Genomic DNA, 14497 nt, shown 5'->3' on the forward strand with positions numbered 1-14497 from the left:
CTCCCGGTCCACGTCCCGTGATCATCGGTCGCGGCCGGGTGAAGCGGGCTCGCCCGGAAGGGGTGAACAGGTTCGGGCCGGGTAACCGCTCGCCGACCGGGGGTGGAGCGCGTCGTGGGGGTGGGGCCGGGTGCCGGAGCAGCAGGATCACGCGCGAGTCGGCACGGCGCCGCAACGCCGGGGGGAGCAGCCGCCGCTGCTGGCGTCGCGACTGACCCCGACCGTGCCGCCCGAGCCGGTGGTGGCCCGGCCCCGCCTGCTGCGCCGGCTCGACGAGGGGGGTGCCGGGCCGGTCACCCTGGTCGCCGCGCCCGCCGGCTGGGGCAAGACCACACTGCTCGCCTCCTGGGTCCGGTTGGCCGACCCCGGGTCGACGTCCGGGCCGGCATGGGTGTCGGTGGAGACCGGCGACGACGGCGACCGGCTCTGGGCGTACCTGGCGGCGGCGTTGCGCACGGCCACCGGGGCGCCGGACGACGACCTGGTGACGCCGCTGCCCACCGGCCCGCCGCGCCCGGACCAGCTGGAGCTGCTGGCGGCCGGGCTCGCGGCGGCGGAGCAGCCCGTCCTGCTGGTCCTGGACGATCTGCACCGGATCACCGACCCGGCGGCGCTGACCGGGCTGGAGTTCCTGCTGCGGCACTCCGAGCAGCGGCTGCACCTGGTGGTCGGTGCGCGGGCCGGGCTGCCGCTGGCCCTGCACCGGCTGCGCCTCGCCGGTGAGCTGACCGAGATCGGCCCACAGGAGCTGGCCTTCACCGACGACGAGGTGGCCGACCTGCTGACCGCGCACGGCGCACCACTGCCGGCGGCGGCGGTGCGCCGGCTACGCGAACGCACCGGGGGTTGGCCGGCGGCGCTGCGGATCGCCGCGCTGGCGTTGCGCGGGCAACCCGACCCCGAGCGCTGGGTGGGGCAGTTCGGCGGCGACCAACCGGAGATCGCCGGCTATCTGCACGAGGAGGTGCTGGCCGCCGTCGACCCGGCCGACCGGGACCTGCTGCGCCGTACGGCCCTCGCCGAGACGGTCTGCGCCGATCTGGCCGAGGCGCTGACCGGCCGCGCGGACGCCGGGCAGGCGCTGGCCGACCTGGCCGGGGCCGGTGGCCTGCTGCACCCCGAGGGCACCCGCCCGCCCTGGTACCGCTGTGACCCGCTGCTCGCCGACCTGCTCCGCGCCGAGCTGGCCCGGATGCCCGCTGACGAGGTGCGGGAGCTGCACGCGCGAGCGGCCGACTGGTACGCCGGCGCGGGCCGCCCGGCCGACGGGTTGCGGCACGCCCTCGCCGGTGGCCGGTGGGACCTGGCCGGCGACCTGTTCGTCGCACACTGGCCGGAGCTGACCCGCTACGACAGCGACCCGGTGGGCGGGTCGCTGTCGTCGTCCCCGCCGTCCCCGCCGCCGGAGGTGGTGCACGCCGATCCGGAGGTGGCTCTGGCCTGTGCCGCCGAGCGCGCGTACGCCGGTGACCTGCCCGCCGCGACCGACCACCTGCGCAGGGCCGCCGGGCAGGCCGGCGCGCTACCCGTGCCGCGGCGGGACCGGTTCCTGCGGCTGGCCACCGCGCTGGAGCTGACCCTGGCCCGGCTCGCCGGTGACCTCCCGCAGGCGCGTGCCGCCGCCGCCCGGCTGCTGCGTACCCGCCCGACCGACAGCCCACCGGTCGGGGTGCCGGATCGCCAGGCGGTCGGGCAGGACGGCCGGGCGGCTCGGGTGCCCGAGCCGTTGTCGACCCGCCCGTCGGACGCCGACGACGCGGACCTGCGGGCCTTCACGGGCACCGCGCTGGGTCTCGTCGAGCTGTCGGCCGGCGCGCTGCCCGACGGGCGGTTCGTCCGCGCCCGGGCGGCGGCCCGGGAGGCGGGTCGGCCGCGTACCGAGCTGGTCGCCGCCAGCCGCTCCGCGCTCCTGCTCGCCGTGCGCGGTGACCTGGGCGCGGCCGAGGCGGCGGCCCGCGACGCGTTGGGCATGCCGCTCTGTCGAGGCTGGTCCTGCCGGCTCGACTGCGGCTACGCGTACCTGGCGCTGGCGGTGGTGGCCCTGCACCGCGACCAGCCCGAGGAAGCTGTCGCGAACCTCACGCTCGCCGCCCCGGCCACCGGCGTGGCGGGCACGGCGGGCCCGGCGGGAGCGGCCGGTGGGGTCGGCCTCGCCGAGGCCGGTACGTCCGACCGGTCGGGGTCGAGCGCGGAGCCGGTGGCGGCGGCGGTCTTCGCGTGGTGTCGCGCGGCGCTCGACCGGGACGCCGGCGACCCGGCGGCCGCCCAGCGGCTGCTCGCCCGCGCCCGGGAGGCGCTGCCCGACGAGCCGGCCGCCGCCGAACTGTCCGGCCTGCTCCGGGCGGCCGAGGTCGAGACCCGGGCCGAGCGGGGTGACCTGGACAGCGCCCGCGACCTGCTGGCCGATGTGACCGGCGAGGCGGCCACCCCGGCGCTCGACGTCGCGCTGGCCCGGCTGGAGCTGCGCGCCGGGGACCTCGGCGCCGCCGGGCGGGCGTTGCCGGGCTGGCAGGCGCCGCCGGCCGCCGACTGGCCCCTTCCGGTACGCCTGGACGCCGGCCTGCTGGAGGCGGTGCTCGCCGACCGGGCCGGGGACGCACGCCGGGCCGGACGCGTCCTGGAGCAGGTGCTGGACCTGGCCGGCCCGCAGGGCTGCCGCCGGGCGTTCACCCGGGCCCAACCGTCGGTGCGGGACCTGCTGGCCGCCCACCTGGATGCCGGCACCGCGCACTTCTCGCTGGTCAGCGATCTCGTCCGGGGCGTCGAGGAGAGCACACCCCGGCCGGCGGCCGAGCCGGGTGGACTGCTCGACGAGCCGCTCACCGAGCGGGAGTTGACCATCCTGCGCTACCTGCAGAGCATCCTGTCCAACGTGGAGATCGCCGCCGAGCTGTCGTTGTCGATCAACACGGTGAAGACCCACGTGCGCAACATCTACCGCAAGCTCGGCGCGACCCGCCGGCGCGAGGCGGTCCGGCGGGCGCGCGAGCTGCGGCTGATCTGAGCGGCCGGGCAGCCGCCCGGACCGGCGTGACGTCAGGCGTTCGCCGCCGCGTCCACGGCGGCCAGCAGGTCGGGCAGGTCGTACCCGCCGTCGTGCCGGACGTCGTTGACGAAGAGCGTCGGCGTGCCGTTGACACCGCTGCGGATACCGCCGACGAAGTCCCGACGGACCCGGTCGGCGTACGCCCCGCGCTCCACCTCGGCGTTCAGCTCGTCCGTGGGCAGGCCGAGCTGCTCGACGCCGAGCGAGAGGTGCACGGGGTCCAACTGGTCCTGGTGTTCGTACAGCCAGTCGTGCATCTCCCAGAACTTGCCCCGCGACGCGGCGGCCTCCGCCGTCTCCGCGGCCCGTTCGGCGTACGGGTGGACGTTGGCGATCGGGAAGTAGCGGTAGATCAGCCGTACCGTGTCGGCGCGCTGGCGCAGCAACTCGTGCAGGTTCGGGTACGCGGCACCGCAGAACCGGCACTGGAAGTCGCCGTACTCGATGATCGTCACCGGGGCGTTGGACGGCCCGCGGACGTGGTCCTCGATGGTCACCGGCTCCCGGAGCCGGGCGGTGACCTGAAGTGGCGTGGTCATCCGGCCATCACCTTCCGATCGCGGGCGAGGTTGTCCAGGGCGTCGAAGATCCCGTCCGCGCCCGGGTTGACGTCGGGTGCCGACAGGTAGCTCCACGCCACAGTCCCGGCCTGGTCGAGCACCACCAGCGCCCGGGCCGCCTCACCCTGCGGGGTGTACGCGCCGTACCGGCGGGCCACCTCGCCCTTGGGCTCGAAGTCGGACAGCAGCGGGAAGGCGATGCCCCTGCTCTCGGCGAACGCCCGGTGCGACCAGATGCTGTCCACCGAGATGCCGAGCACCATCGCCTGGTACTGGTCGAACACCGGTGCCGCCGCCTGGTAGAGCGACATCTGGTCCCCGCAGACGGGGCTCCAGTCGGCGGGGTAGAAGACGAGCACGACCGGGCGACCCCGGAACTGCTCGGGGCCGGTCTGGCGCCCGTCCGGAGTGCTCGCCAGGGTGAAGCCGGGCGCGGGGCGCCCGGGTTGGATCAGCCCGTTCGGATCACTCATGCACCCAGCCTGCCGGCGGGGCGGGTGAGGCCGGCTCACCCGCCCCGGGTGGTTGCGCGCTCAGCGCAGGACCGGTGCGACAGCGATGTGGTTCTGAACCTCCCGGATGCCCGGTGCGGACCAGGCCACCTGCTCCACCTCGGCGCGTTCGGGCATGGAATGCACCAGTCCGGCGAGCACCGCCGTGTCGCCGTGCACCCGGACGGTGATCCGCTCGGCCTCGGTGGCGCCGGCCCGGGCCAGCGCGTCCACGATCTGATCGGCAACGTTCACGCCGTCCGGCGGCGCGTTCGGCCGGACGGTGACGCCGTTGCTGACCCCCCGTACGCCGGTGAGCCGGCAGACCGCCCGTTCGGCGGCCCGGCGCTGGTACTCCCACTCGACCTCGCCGTGCAGCGTCACCCAGCCGGCCGAGACGGTGACCTGGAGCTTCTCGATGGGCACGAACGCGTCCCACTCCAAGGCGTGGCCCGCCGCGGCGGCCAGGTCCGGGTCGGCACGCTCGTCGCCGCCGGGCAGCTGCACGGTCAGATCGTTCGCGACCGCCCGTACTCCGACGACCCGGTGCGCGGCCCGTTCCCCGGCCCACTTCTTCGCGTAGCTGTCCACCCGCCCGGTCAACGTGACGACGCCCTCGGCGACGGTGACGCCGATCTCGTGCGGCTGCACCCGGGGTTCCCAGGTCAACTCGTCGAGTACGGCGGACTGGATGTCCTGGTCGGTCCGCGTGATCGTCGCGACGGCCATCGGGCCCTCCCTCCGCTGCGTGCGCTGGCTGGCGGACCGGGTGACGGCCGTGGCCGGCAGGCCCGCCGGGGTCCGATCGTGCCGGCCACCGGGGTGAGCGGACCTCACCCGATCCGGACGACGGACCGGCCGGACCTGCCCGTGCCGCGCGTCGACCGGGCACCGCCGTCGATGATGGGAGCGCTTCCATAGCGGCGTCGAATCGGTTAGGGTGAGTGCGTTCCTCGATCGCGGGAGCCTCGCGTCGGGTGGTTGGAGCCAGGGCAAGCTCCGATCCGTCCCCCCGCGTCGTCGTCCGTCCCCCGGGCCACGGCGCACCACCTCCGGTCGATCCTTCCCCGCGTCGTCGCCCGTCCCCCGAGCCGCGACGTCACACTGGTCGATCCCGTCTCCCGGGTCTCCACCCCCGGAGAGGAACCACAGATGCCCAGATCACTGGCCGGCGCTCTCGTCTCGGCGTTGGCGGTCGCCACGGCCGTCGTGGCGGTCCCCATCACCGCCGCGGGCTCTGCCGCGGCCCCGGCCGCCGCCGAGGCGTACACCTGGCGCAACGTCCCGGTCGGCGGCGGCGGCTTCGTGCCCGGCATCGTCTTCAACCCCACCGAGAAGAACCTGATCTACGCGCGGACGGACATCGGCGGGGCCTACCGCTGGGAGCAGTCCAGCCAGTCGTGGACGCCGCTGCTCGACTGGGTCGGCGCGGACCGCTGGGGCTACAACGGCGTCGTCAGCATCGCCACCGACCCGGTGCAGACCAACCGGGTGTACGCGGCCGTCGGCATGTACACCAACGGCTGGGACCCGAACAACGGCGCGATCCTGCGCTCGTCCGACAAGGGCGCCACCTGGCAGATCACCGAGTTGCCGTTCAAGAACGGTGGCAACATGCCGGGCCGGGGCATGGGGGAGCGGCTGGCCGTCGACCCCAACCGGAACAACATCGTCTACTACGGCGCCGAGGGCGGCAACGGGCTGTGGCGCAGCACCGACTACGGGGCCACGTGGGCCCGGGTCACCGCCTTCCCGAACGCCGGCAACTACCGGGCCGACCCCAGTGACCCGAACGGCTACAACGGGCAGAACCAGGGCCTCACCTGGGTCAGCTTCGACAAGAGCACAGGCACCGCCGGGTCCACCACCCAGACGATCTACGTGGGCGTGGCGGACAAGGAGAATCCCGTCTACCGCAGCACCGACGGCGGTGTGACCTGGACGCGTATCCCCGGGCAACCCACCGGCTACCTGGCGCACAAGGGTGTCGTCGACCCGGTCGGCGGTCACCTCTACATCGCCACCAGCGACACCGGCGGCCCGTACGACGGCGGCAAGGGCGACGTCTGGAAGTTCACCCGCTCGACCGGTGTCTGGACGCGGATCAGCCCGATTCCCTCCACCAGCGGCGACGACTACTTCGGCTACAGCGGTCTGACCATCGACCGGCAGCACCCGAACACGCTGATGGTGGCCACCCAGGTCTCCTGGTGGCCGGACGCGATCTTCTTCCGCAGCACCGACGGCGGGGCGAGCTGGACCCGGATCTGGGACTTCACCAGCTACCCGCAGCGGTCCAAGCGCTACACCATGGACATCAGCTCGGTGCCCTGGCTGACCTTCGGCACCAACCCGGCGCCTCCGGAGGAGACGCCCAAGCTCGGCTGGATGAACGAGTCGGTCGAGATCGACCCGCACGACTCCAACCGGATGATGTACGGCACCGGCGCCACCATCTACGGCACCACGGACCTCACCAAGTGGGACACCGGCGGTCAGCTCACCCTCCGGCCGATGGTCCGGGGCCTGGAGGAGACCGCAGTCCTCGACCTGATCAGCCCGCCCAGCGGGGCGCCACTGATCAGCGCGCTCGGCGACGTCGGCGGGTTCCGACACACCGACCTCGACACCATCCCGTCAATGCTCTTCACCCAGCCGGTCTTCACGAGCACCACCAGCCTGGACTACGCCGAGAGCAAGCCGGCCGTGCTGGTCCGTGCCGGCAACTTCACCGACGCGGACCGTCCCAACGACAGCCACGTCGCCTTCTCCACCGACGGCGGCGCGACCTGGTTCCAGGGCACCGAGCCGTCCGGCGTCAACACCGGCGGCACGGTCGCGGCGGCGGCCGACGGCAGCCGGTTCGTCTGGTCGCCCGGCGACGCCGGCCAGCGCGTCGTCTACTCCGTCGGCTTCGGCAACTCGTGGTCGCCGTCCACCGGCATCCCCGCCAACGCGATCATCGAGTCCGACCGGGTCGACAGCAACCGGTTCTACGGCTTCAGCGGCGGGCGGGTCTACCTGAGCACCAACGGCGGCGCGACCTTCACCGCCACGGCGGCGACCGGGTTGCCCACCACCGACGTACGGTTCAAGGCGCTGCCCGGTCGGACGGGTGAGCTGTGGCTGGCCGGGCCGGGTGGGCTGTGGCGCTCCACCGACTCCGGTGCCAGCTTCACCAAGCTGGGCGGTGTCAGCGCCTCCGGCAACGTCGGCTTCGGCAAGGCGGCCCCCGGCCGGACCAACCCCGCCGTCTTCCTCTACGGCACCGTGGACGGTCAGGCCGGCGTGCACCGCTCCGACGACGGCGGAACGACCTGGGTCCGCATCAACGACGACCGCCACCAGTACGGCAACCCGACCGAGGCGCTGACCGGCGACCCCCGCGTCTACGGCCGCGTCTACCTCGGCACCAACGGTCGCGGCATCCTGGTCGCCGACCGCACCGGCGGCACGCCGACCACCCCGCCCCCGACGACGCCGCCTCCGACGACGCCGCCTCCGACGACGCCGCCCCCGACGACGCCGCCTCCGACGACGCCGCCTCCGACGACGCCGCCTCCGACGACGCCGCCTCCGACGACGCCGCCTCCGACGACGCCGCCTCCGACCACGCCGCCTCCGACCACGCCGCCTCCGACGACGCCGCCTCCCACCACGCCGCCCCCGGCTGGGGGATGTGCGGCGGCCTACCGGGTGACCGGCTCCTGGTCGGGTGGATTCCAGGCGGAAGTGGTGGTCAGCAACCCGGGCACCCGGCCCATCGCCGGCTGGACGCTGGGCTGGACCTTCCCCAACGGCCAGCAGATCAGTCAGCTCTGGGGCGGCACCCACACCCAGACCGGGGCGGTCGTCTCGGTCGTGGACAGCGGCTGGAACGGCGCGCTCGGCGCCGGCGCCAGCACCACGATCGGCTTCCTCGCTTCCTGGACCGGCAGCAACGCGCCACCGGCCACCGTGAGCTGCACGAGTCGCTGACCCGGTGGCCCGGCGTCGTCCGGGCCACCCGAGAACACCGGTCCGCCGGGGCTGCCTGAGGGGTCCGGCACCCCGGCGGACCGGCCCGATCCCGATCGTCGAGCCACCGAGCGGGCAATGCGAACGGGCCCCGTCGACCAGAAGGTCGGCGGGGCCCGTTCGGGTTGTCGGGAGCTAGTCGTCCAGGCCGACGGGGGAGTTGGGGCGGTCGACGTCGACGAACTCGACGTCGTCCACCGCGCGGTCGTCCCGGCTGCCGGCGGCACGGGCAGCGGAGCCGACGGCCCAGCCGACCGCCGCGCCGACCAGCGCGGCCCCGATCAGGAGCGTCCACGGCAGCGCCGGCTGGCGCCCGGCGAGCGCGTCGAAGGCGCGCGAGGCCCGACGACGGGCCTCCTCCGCCGCGGAGCCGACCAGGTCACCCGCCCCGTCGGCGAGATCGCCGCTGCTGCGACGGGCCGAACGGGCGGTGTCCCGGACACTGTCGCCTGCGGAGCTGACGGCGGAGAGCAGGTGCTCCCACGCCTGGTCCGCGATCCGCTCCGGCTTGCTGCGCCGGTCCAGCAGGTTGGTTCCGAACATCGTGGTTACCTCCTCGGGTGCCGAAGCCGCCGGCCACTTCGGACCTCGGCGTCTGTCCAGCGCGGCAGGTTTCGCTGATGTCGCAGTGCCCCGGGCCGGTCGGGCGCAAACCCGGTCGGCCGCGGCTCACCGGATCCTCAGCGCACGGCCACCACGGCCGCGCCGCGGGCGAAGTCGTCATCGTCGTCGTCATCGTCGTCCCCGCCGCCGAAACCGCAGGCCAGCACGAGGGCGAGCAGCACGCCGACTCCGGCCAGCCCGGCCAGTCGCTTGATCATCGAAGGTCCTCTCCGTCACGGTGGGTGTCCCGGGGCTGATGCTAGGTGGCGTCGGCAACCGCCCGACGGGATCGGACCTGACGCGTTCGCGGGACCCGGACACGACACGCCGGTCCCAGTCGGTGCCGGCGTACGGGGTGGGTCGGTTGTCGGGCGTGTCGGGTCGCGCCCGCTACCCTGGTCCGGCGACGCGTCGGTTCCGACCGATCGTGGAGTGGTCAGATAACGAAAAGTATTGGTTGATCAGATACCGAAAAGTGGGGATATGGGCGACTTTGTGCGCCCGGATCCGTGAATTGCTCATCCCGAGGGGTGGCGACCGAGGCCGTCGGAGGAATACTCTCGGTCGCGGCCCGCGTACTGATGAGACGCCCGGGGGACGGGCGGGTGGAGGTGCTCGCGTGAGCCTGTCGATCGTGAAGTCGGTCCTGTCCGGTGGTGTCGTGGAGATCGCCCCCCGGGGCGAGATCGACGTCGACACAGCGTACGAGGTGCGTGAAGCGATTGCGGAGGTGCTGGCCAAGAGCCGCCCGCTCCGCATCGAGCTGAACATGAGGCTGGTCACCTTCATCGACTCGGTCGGCATCAGCGCCATGGTCGCCGGCTTCCAGACCGCCGAGGTCAGCGGCGTCAAGCTGGTGGTCACCGAGCCCAGCCGGTTCGTGCACCGTCAACTCTGGGTGACCGGTCTGCTCGGTCTCTTCGGCGCACCGGAGCCCTACTTCGCCGGGGCCGCCACCCCCGAGGTGCTTCCGGGCGCCTGAGCGCCGGCCGTCAGGGTTGCTCGTCCAGACCGATCAGGTCCACGTCGGTCACCTCGGTGACCGCCCGGATGGCCGTCACCGACGCGTACCCGGCGGCCAGCAACGCCAGGTCCGTCCCGGGCTGCGCGGCCTGGCCGGGCTCCTCCAGCGCAGTACGCACGAAGCCGTGCCCCGACTCGGCCACCGTCATCTGCACCTGACCGAAGCTGGCCAGGGAGCCGCGACGTACCCCGCGCAACTGTCCGTGCGGCAGGTCGGGTGCGTTGACGTTGAGCACGCTCTCCGGCGGCGCGGCGGTCAACCGGGGGAGCAGGTCCAGGGCGACCCGCGCGGCGGTGTCCCAGTGCCGTTCGGCGTCGCGTACCCGGGCTGCGGCGTCCACCGCGGCCCCGCCGCTGCCGGCCGTCGCCTCGCCCGCGGAGAGCACGTCCAGTGAGACGGCCATCGCCCGGCACCCGTTCGAGGCGGCGGTGAAGGCGGCGCCCACCGTGCCGGAGTGCAGCACGGCGCGGCCGGCGTTGGCGCCCCGGTTGATGCCCGACAGCACGACCGTCGGCGGCGGGCCGAACGCGCCGTGCAGCGCGATCAGCGTGATGAAGCCGGGCGAGCCGGCGACCCCGTACGCCGGCACACCCGCCAGGTCGGGCAGCGGATGGTCGTGCACCACCACGCGTCCGTCCCGTTCCACAGCGCTCATCGCGGCGCTGGCGCCACTGGCTTCCTCCCGCGGCGCCGCGACCACCACGTCCAGGCCCCGCTGGGCGGCGGCCAGCGCCAACGCCCGGATGCCCGGCGCGGCGATCCCGTCGTCGTTGGTGACGAGCACCCGCAGCGTCATCGCTCGACCACCCGGTCGGCCAGTTCGTCGGGGGTGGTCCGCTCCTGCTGTCGGCTGTCCGCCGGGACCAGTTGGACCCGCTCCACCAGTCCGGTGATCGAGTCCAGCCGTCCGGTGCCCAGCCCGTGCCGGGTCACGTTCAGCGCTCCGGCCGCGGCGCCGGTGCGGATGGCGGTCCGGATGTCGCCACCACTGGCGATCACGGCCGCCACCCCGGCGGTCATCGAGTCGCCCGCACCACGCGGATCGGCGGCCTCCAGCCGGGGCATCCGCACCTCGAAGAGTTCCCCGTCGATGAGCGCCAGCGCCGGCTGGTCGGCTCGGCTCACCACCACCGTCTCGGCGCCGGCGGCGTGCAGGTCGTACATCGCTCGGGTCAGCTCGGGGCCATCTGCACTGCGGGCGCGACCGTCCCGGATCAGCTCCTCGTGACTCACCTTGAGAAAGAACACGCCGCTGTCCAGTACGGCGCCCAGGTGATCGCCCGACAGGTCGACCACCACGCGGCTGCCGTTGGCGCCGAGGTCGGCGGCGAAGCGGCGGTACAGGTCGGCCGGGACGAGCCACGGCGCGTTCGGACCACTGAGGACGCTCACGTCGGCGCGCAGTCCCTCGCCGAGTGCCAGGTTGTACAACTCGTCCAGCTCGTGGCGGCTCAGTCGGTCCCCGGGGACGTCCACGACCTCCTGTCGGGATCCGCCCCGCCGGTCGTGCACGTACCCGCCGCTGCCGGAGTCGCGCACCACCACCTTCAGGTCCACCCCCTCGCTGACCAGCAGCGGCTCCAGCACCTGACCGATCTCGCCACCGAGCGCGGCGCAGAGCACCACGTGGACCCCGAGCGACAGCACCATGCGGGCCTGCCAGACGCCCTGGCCGCCGGGGTGCAGGTGCAGTTCGGGCTGGTCGTTCGGCTGGTCCACGGTCACCGTCAGCTGTGGGGTGGGCGCGAAGACCATCACGTGCCCGCTCACCGGTCGTCACCGAACATGCGTCCACCCTTCGTCGCAACCGGTGATTTCCTATCAGCCGACCGTAATCGGAACGCTGCGCGAATACCGGGACAACGCACGGTGTCCGTCCGGGCGTTGCCAGCGTGCGCCGGGTACGGGACGATCGTGCGACCAGCGACGTCGGGAGACGGTGTGCTCAGCAGCGACAGCTTCAGCTACACCGTCCAGGCCCGCTGCTCACTCGCCGAGGCTGCGGCGTTGTTGAGCGACCTGACCCGCCAGGGCGACCTGCACCCCCTGATCGTCCGGGTCCGCCGGGTGCGGCCCCGTCCGGGCGCGCAGGCCAGCTACACGATCAACGACAGGCTGGCGGTGGGGCCGTTGCGCTTTCGCACCACCTACCAGGCGGATGTGCTGATCTGCGAGCCGGACGAGATCGTCACGGTGGCCCGCCAGTGGCCGGCCACCACCGTCCGCAACCACACGCGGCTGCGCGCCGAGCCGGACGGGCTGGTCCGGATCGACGTCGACATCACCCTGCGCGCGCCGACACCCCTGTTCCGGTACGCCTTCGGCCAGGCCCGCGCCGCCCACCTCGCCCTGGCCACCCGCCTCGGCGCGGCCCTCGACCGCCCCGCGCCCTGAGCCCGCGACCCGTCGAGGCCGCCTGATAGCCGCGACGCCAGCGCAGCCGGGACCGTCCGGTTCGGCGCAACGCAAGGCGGCCCGGCCTGGCGCGGCCCGGCCCGGCCTGGCGCGGCCCGGCCCGGCCTGGCGTGATGTGGCCCGGCCTGGCGTGACGTGGCCCGGCCTGGCGTGACGTGGCCTGGCGTGACGTGGCCCGGCCTGGCCTGGCATGACGCGGCCCGGACTGGCGCAACGCGGCCTGGCCTGGCGCAACCCGGCTCGACCCGGCCTGGCCCGACCCGGCGACCGGATGCGTGAGCGTGGTCCTTTGCTCTGCTTCAGCGGAGTCGACAGGCGAGGGCCATCCGTGTTGCCTCCGCTGAAGCAGAGCAAAGGACGTGCGCACCCCCTTGGCACCCGGCGCGCGGCCGTCGTGATCAGGCTCGTACCTCGCCCGTCCCCGGCGTCATCGCGATGGTGACGGCGTTGGTCACCCCGTCATCGCGCGATCATGCCCGGTGCTGGCGGCGCGAGGAGCCTGCGTCGCGGCTCGTGCGGTCCCGGGGCGGCGAGGTCGCGCGGGTCGGCGTCCCCAGGGCTTGTACGTGGAGAGCACTGTCGCGATGATCATGAGGCTGGTCGACACCGCGGGCGCGATCACCAGGTCGGCGCGGTCCCGGGCGGGCAGGGCGGCGCCCAGCGCGCTCGCGTGCCGCAGGTTCGGGGTGAGCAGGAACAGCACCAGCCCGACCATCACCGTGGTGATCACCAGCTTGACCAGCACCCACCGGTAGCGCACCAGGCCCCACGGGGTGAGCAGCGCGCTGGCGACGCCGACGAGCCAGACGAGCACGCTCAGCGGCGCGAACAGCACCGTGCCGACGAGCCCGGCGACCGGGTAGACCACTGCCGGGTCGGCGCCGCGCTGTGCCGCGATGCCGAGGGTGAGCAGCACCAGGTCGGCTCCGAGCCAACCGAGCGAGGTGATGAGGTGCAGGGTGAGCAGCGCCTTGCGGGTGGCGGGCGGTATTCGCGGCATACCCGAATGCTGCCGGCCCGGCCCGGCCGGGTCGTCCGACCGCCGGCGACGTCCGGGGTACGTCCGCTGACGTACCCGGGGCCGGCGCACCCGCTCGACGGTGCGCCGGCCACCGACAGGGTCAGTACACCGACAGGTGTACGTGGTTGGTGTGGTCGCTGGAGGGGTCGCCGTTCCCCCCGCTGTACGACTTCCACCCGCTGCTGGGCAGCCAGATCTGCCTGTACCAGATCACGTAGAGCACGGCGAGCCGGTCGGAGTTGCGGATGAAGTAGGCGGCCAGATTGCTGCCGTACGTCTTGTCGCCGCCGGTGGCGTCCCCGCCGAAGCCGCCCTTCTGCGCGGCGAAGTCACAGGCCCGACCCTTCGGGTGTTCGCCCGAGCCGCCCGAGCGGTGACAGGAGACGTACCGGGTGAAGCCGGCGGCCTTCGCCTGGTTGAGGGCGTGCAGGGTGCGGGGGGTGATGCAGCCGCTGGCCGGGGTGGGGTCGTTGATGCTGCACGACTCGGACGGCCAGGAGCCGTCGGAGTTGCGCGGCGCGGGCTGGGCGTTGGCGGTGGAGGTGCCCCGGTTGGAGCTGGTGTCGGCGGCGGTGGTGCGCGGCTTGCTGGTGGCCACCGTCAGGGCCCGTTCGGCCTGCTCCTTGCGCTTGGCCATCACCTCGACCTGCTTGCGCTGCTCGCGGATCTCGCCGTCCAGGGCGGTGCGGGTGCGGTTGGCCTCGTCCCGGGTGGCGTGCAGGTCGCGCAGTACCCGGTCCTCGTTGGCGGCCACCACGTCCAGCGCGGCCGCCCGGTCCATGAAGCCCTCGGGGGTGTTGGTGTTGAGCAGCGCCGAGACGGTGCTGAGCCGGCCGGTGCGGTAGGCCACGCCGGCGATCTCGCCGACCTTGCCGTTGCGCACGGTCATCTCGGCCTCGGTGGTCTTCAGCTTTGCCGCGAGTTGCTGCTGTCGCTGGACGGAGGTGTCCAGGGCGCGCTTCGCGTCCAGGTAGCCCTTGCTGGCGGCCTCCAGTTGGGCCCGCAGCGCGGGGGTGCCGCCCTCCTCGTCGCCGTCGGGTGCCGCGGCGGCCCGCAGGCCGCCGGGGGGAGCGGCGGTGGCGGCGCCCACCGGGAGGGCGACGCCGAGGGTGACCATCATGACGATCAGTGCCGCGAGTCGGGCGGCGGGTGGTCGTGCTGGTGCCACTACGCATGTCCTTCCGTCAGCCGCCGACCGGGTTAGCTGACGGGTTCGGGACGGAAGATCCCTACCGCTGACGCGGATGCACCCCAGGAACATGGTTCCCCGGTTCGCCCTCTCGGGTGATTAGGCGGCGGCCGCCACCGGCGCCGGGAGGG

Annotated in this window: 13 protein-coding genes and 1 riboswitch; of the genes, 4 read left to right on the forward strand and 9 right to left on the reverse strand. The window is 73.7% G+C overall.

The features are described from left to right. Positions 1-196: 196 nt before the first annotated feature. The gene (locus tag AB0B39_RS20825; RefSeq protein WP_357575213.1) at positions 197-3004 is read left to right on the forward strand and encodes a LuxR C-terminal-related transcriptional regulator; all 2808 of its coding nucleotides are present in this window, start codon (positions 197-199) and stop codon (positions 3002-3004) included. Positions 3005-3036: 32 nt separating this feature from the next. Here the strand turns inward: AB0B39_RS20825 and AB0B39_RS20830 are convergent, their stop codons facing one another. Genes AB0B39_RS20830 through AB0B39_RS20840 form a run of 3 tightly spaced genes read right to left on the reverse strand, consistent with a single transcriptional unit; the run spans position 3037 to position 4826 of the window. Next, positions 3037-3585, reverse strand: coding sequence for a thioredoxin domain-containing protein (locus AB0B39_RS20830; protein ID WP_234589225.1), 549 nt, complete (start codon positions 3583-3585; stop codon positions 3037-3039). Further along, positions 3582-4079, reverse strand: a complete 498-nt coding sequence (locus AB0B39_RS20835; protein ID WP_357496458.1) for a redoxin domain-containing protein — start codon at positions 4077-4079, stop codon at positions 3582-3584. Before AB0B39_RS20835 ends, AB0B39_RS20830 begins: the two co-directional genes overlap by 4 nt. A gap of 60 nt (positions 4080-4139) precedes the next feature. Beyond that, positions 4140-4826: a BON domain-containing protein gene (locus AB0B39_RS20840; protein ID WP_357496460.1), complete on the reverse strand. Its 687-nt coding sequence runs from the start codon at positions 4824-4826 to the stop codon at positions 4140-4142. Positions 4827-5249: 423 nt separating this feature from the next. On the opposite strand from AB0B39_RS20840, the gene AB0B39_RS20845 reads away from it, so the two are divergent. Then, entirely contained in the window at positions 5250-8075 is a 2826-nt protein-coding gene (locus AB0B39_RS20845) for a cellulose binding domain-containing protein (RefSeq protein WP_357575119.1), read from the forward strand. A gap of 174 nt (positions 8076-8249) precedes the next feature. On the opposite strand, the gene AB0B39_RS20850 is transcribed toward AB0B39_RS20845, so the two are convergent. Then, the gene (locus AB0B39_RS20850; protein WP_234589221.1) at positions 8250-8657 is read right to left on the reverse strand and encodes a hypothetical protein; all 408 of its coding nucleotides are present in this window, start codon (positions 8655-8657) and stop codon (positions 8250-8252) included. 137 nt (positions 8658-8794) lie between these two features. Then, positions 8795-8935: a hypothetical protein gene (locus AB0B39_RS20855; protein ID WP_234589220.1), complete on the reverse strand. Its 141-nt coding sequence runs from the start codon at positions 8933-8935 to the stop codon at positions 8795-8797. A 401-nt stretch (positions 8936-9336) separates the two neighbouring features. Between AB0B39_RS20855 and AB0B39_RS20860 the strand changes: the two genes are divergently transcribed. Next, positions 9337-9699 (forward strand): STAS domain-containing protein, encoded by a 363-nt coding sequence (locus AB0B39_RS20860; protein WP_007463546.1) that lies wholly within the window; start codon positions 9337-9339, stop codon positions 9697-9699. A gap of 10 nt (positions 9700-9709) precedes the next feature. Here the strand turns inward: AB0B39_RS20860 and AB0B39_RS20865 are convergent, their stop codons facing one another. Together AB0B39_RS20865 and AB0B39_RS20870 are read right to left on the reverse strand one after the other, a co-directional pair. Then, entirely contained in the window at positions 9710-10537 is an 828-nt protein-coding gene (locus AB0B39_RS20865; protein ID WP_357575120.1) for a 5'/3'-nucleotidase SurE, read from the reverse strand. Continuing rightward, positions 10534-11511, reverse strand: coding sequence for a PfkB family carbohydrate kinase (locus AB0B39_RS20870; protein ID WP_357496467.1), 978 nt, complete (start codon positions 11509-11511; stop codon positions 10534-10536). The genes AB0B39_RS20865 and AB0B39_RS20870 overlap by 4 nt, the downstream gene beginning before the upstream one ends. Positions 11512-11682: 171 nt before the next feature. On the opposite strand from AB0B39_RS20870, the gene AB0B39_RS20875 reads away from it, so the two are divergent. Continuing rightward, positions 11683-12135, forward strand: coding sequence for an SRPBCC family protein (locus AB0B39_RS20875; protein ID WP_234589216.1), 453 nt, complete (start codon positions 11683-11685; stop codon positions 12133-12135). A 472-nt stretch (positions 12136-12607) separates the two neighbouring features. Here AB0B39_RS20875 and AB0B39_RS20880 read toward each other — a convergent pair whose 3' ends face one another. Then, entirely contained in the window at positions 12608-13156 is a 549-nt protein-coding gene (locus AB0B39_RS20880) for a hypothetical protein (RefSeq protein ID WP_357496470.1), read from the reverse strand. 121 nt (positions 13157-13277) lie between these two features. After that, a complete protein-coding gene (locus AB0B39_RS20885) occupies positions 13278-14297 on the reverse strand; it encodes a hypothetical protein (RefSeq protein WP_357496799.1) in 1020 nt (339 codons plus the stop codon). A gap of 53 nt (positions 14298-14350) precedes the next feature. Then, positions 14351-14482, reverse strand: a riboswitch (cyclic di-AMP (ydaO/yuaA leader). Between the last annotated feature and the right edge of the window lie 15 nt (positions 14483-14497).

It is taken from the genome of Micromonospora sp. NPDC049114 (assembly GCF_040648635.1).
Lineage (GTDB): Bacteria > Actinomycetota > Actinomycetes > Mycobacteriales > Micromonosporaceae > Micromonospora.

Excerpts from the sequence above, each read along its gene's own strand:
- AB0B39_RS20880 (WP_357496470.1), bottom strand. The coding sequence starts at position 13,156 with ATGCCGCGAATACCGCCCGCCACCCGCAAGGCGCTGCTCACCCTGCAC.
- AB0B39_RS20885 (WP_357496799.1), bottom strand. The coding sequence starts at position 14,297 with ATGATGGTCACCCTCGGCGTCGCCCTCCCGGTGGGCGCCGCCACCGCC.
- AB0B39_RS20835 (WP_357496458.1), bottom strand. The coding sequence starts at position 4,079 with ATGAGTGATCCGAACGGGCTGATCCAACCCGGGCGCCCCGCGCCCGGC.
- AB0B39_RS20840 (WP_357496460.1), bottom strand. The coding sequence starts at position 4,826 with ATGGCCGTCGCGACGATCACGCGGACCGACCAGGACATCCAGTCCGCC.
- AB0B39_RS20850 (WP_234589221.1), bottom strand. The coding sequence starts at position 8,657 with ATGTTCGGAACCAACCTGCTGGACCGGCGCAGCAAGCCGGAGCGGATC.
- AB0B39_RS20830 (WP_234589225.1), bottom strand. The coding sequence starts at position 3,585 with ATGACCACGCCACTTCAGGTCACCGCCCGGCTCCGGGAGCCGGTGACC.
- AB0B39_RS20865 (WP_357575120.1), bottom strand. The coding sequence starts at position 10,537 with ATGACGCTGCGGGTGCTCGTCACCAACGACGACGGGATCGCCGCGCCG.
- AB0B39_RS20845 (WP_357575119.1), top strand. The coding sequence starts at position 5,250 with ATGCCCAGATCACTGGCCGGCGCTCTCGTCTCGGCGTTGGCGGTCGCC.
- AB0B39_RS20855 (WP_234589220.1), bottom strand. The coding sequence starts at position 8,935 with ATGATCAAGCGACTGGCCGGGCTGGCCGGAGTCGGCGTGCTGCTCGCC.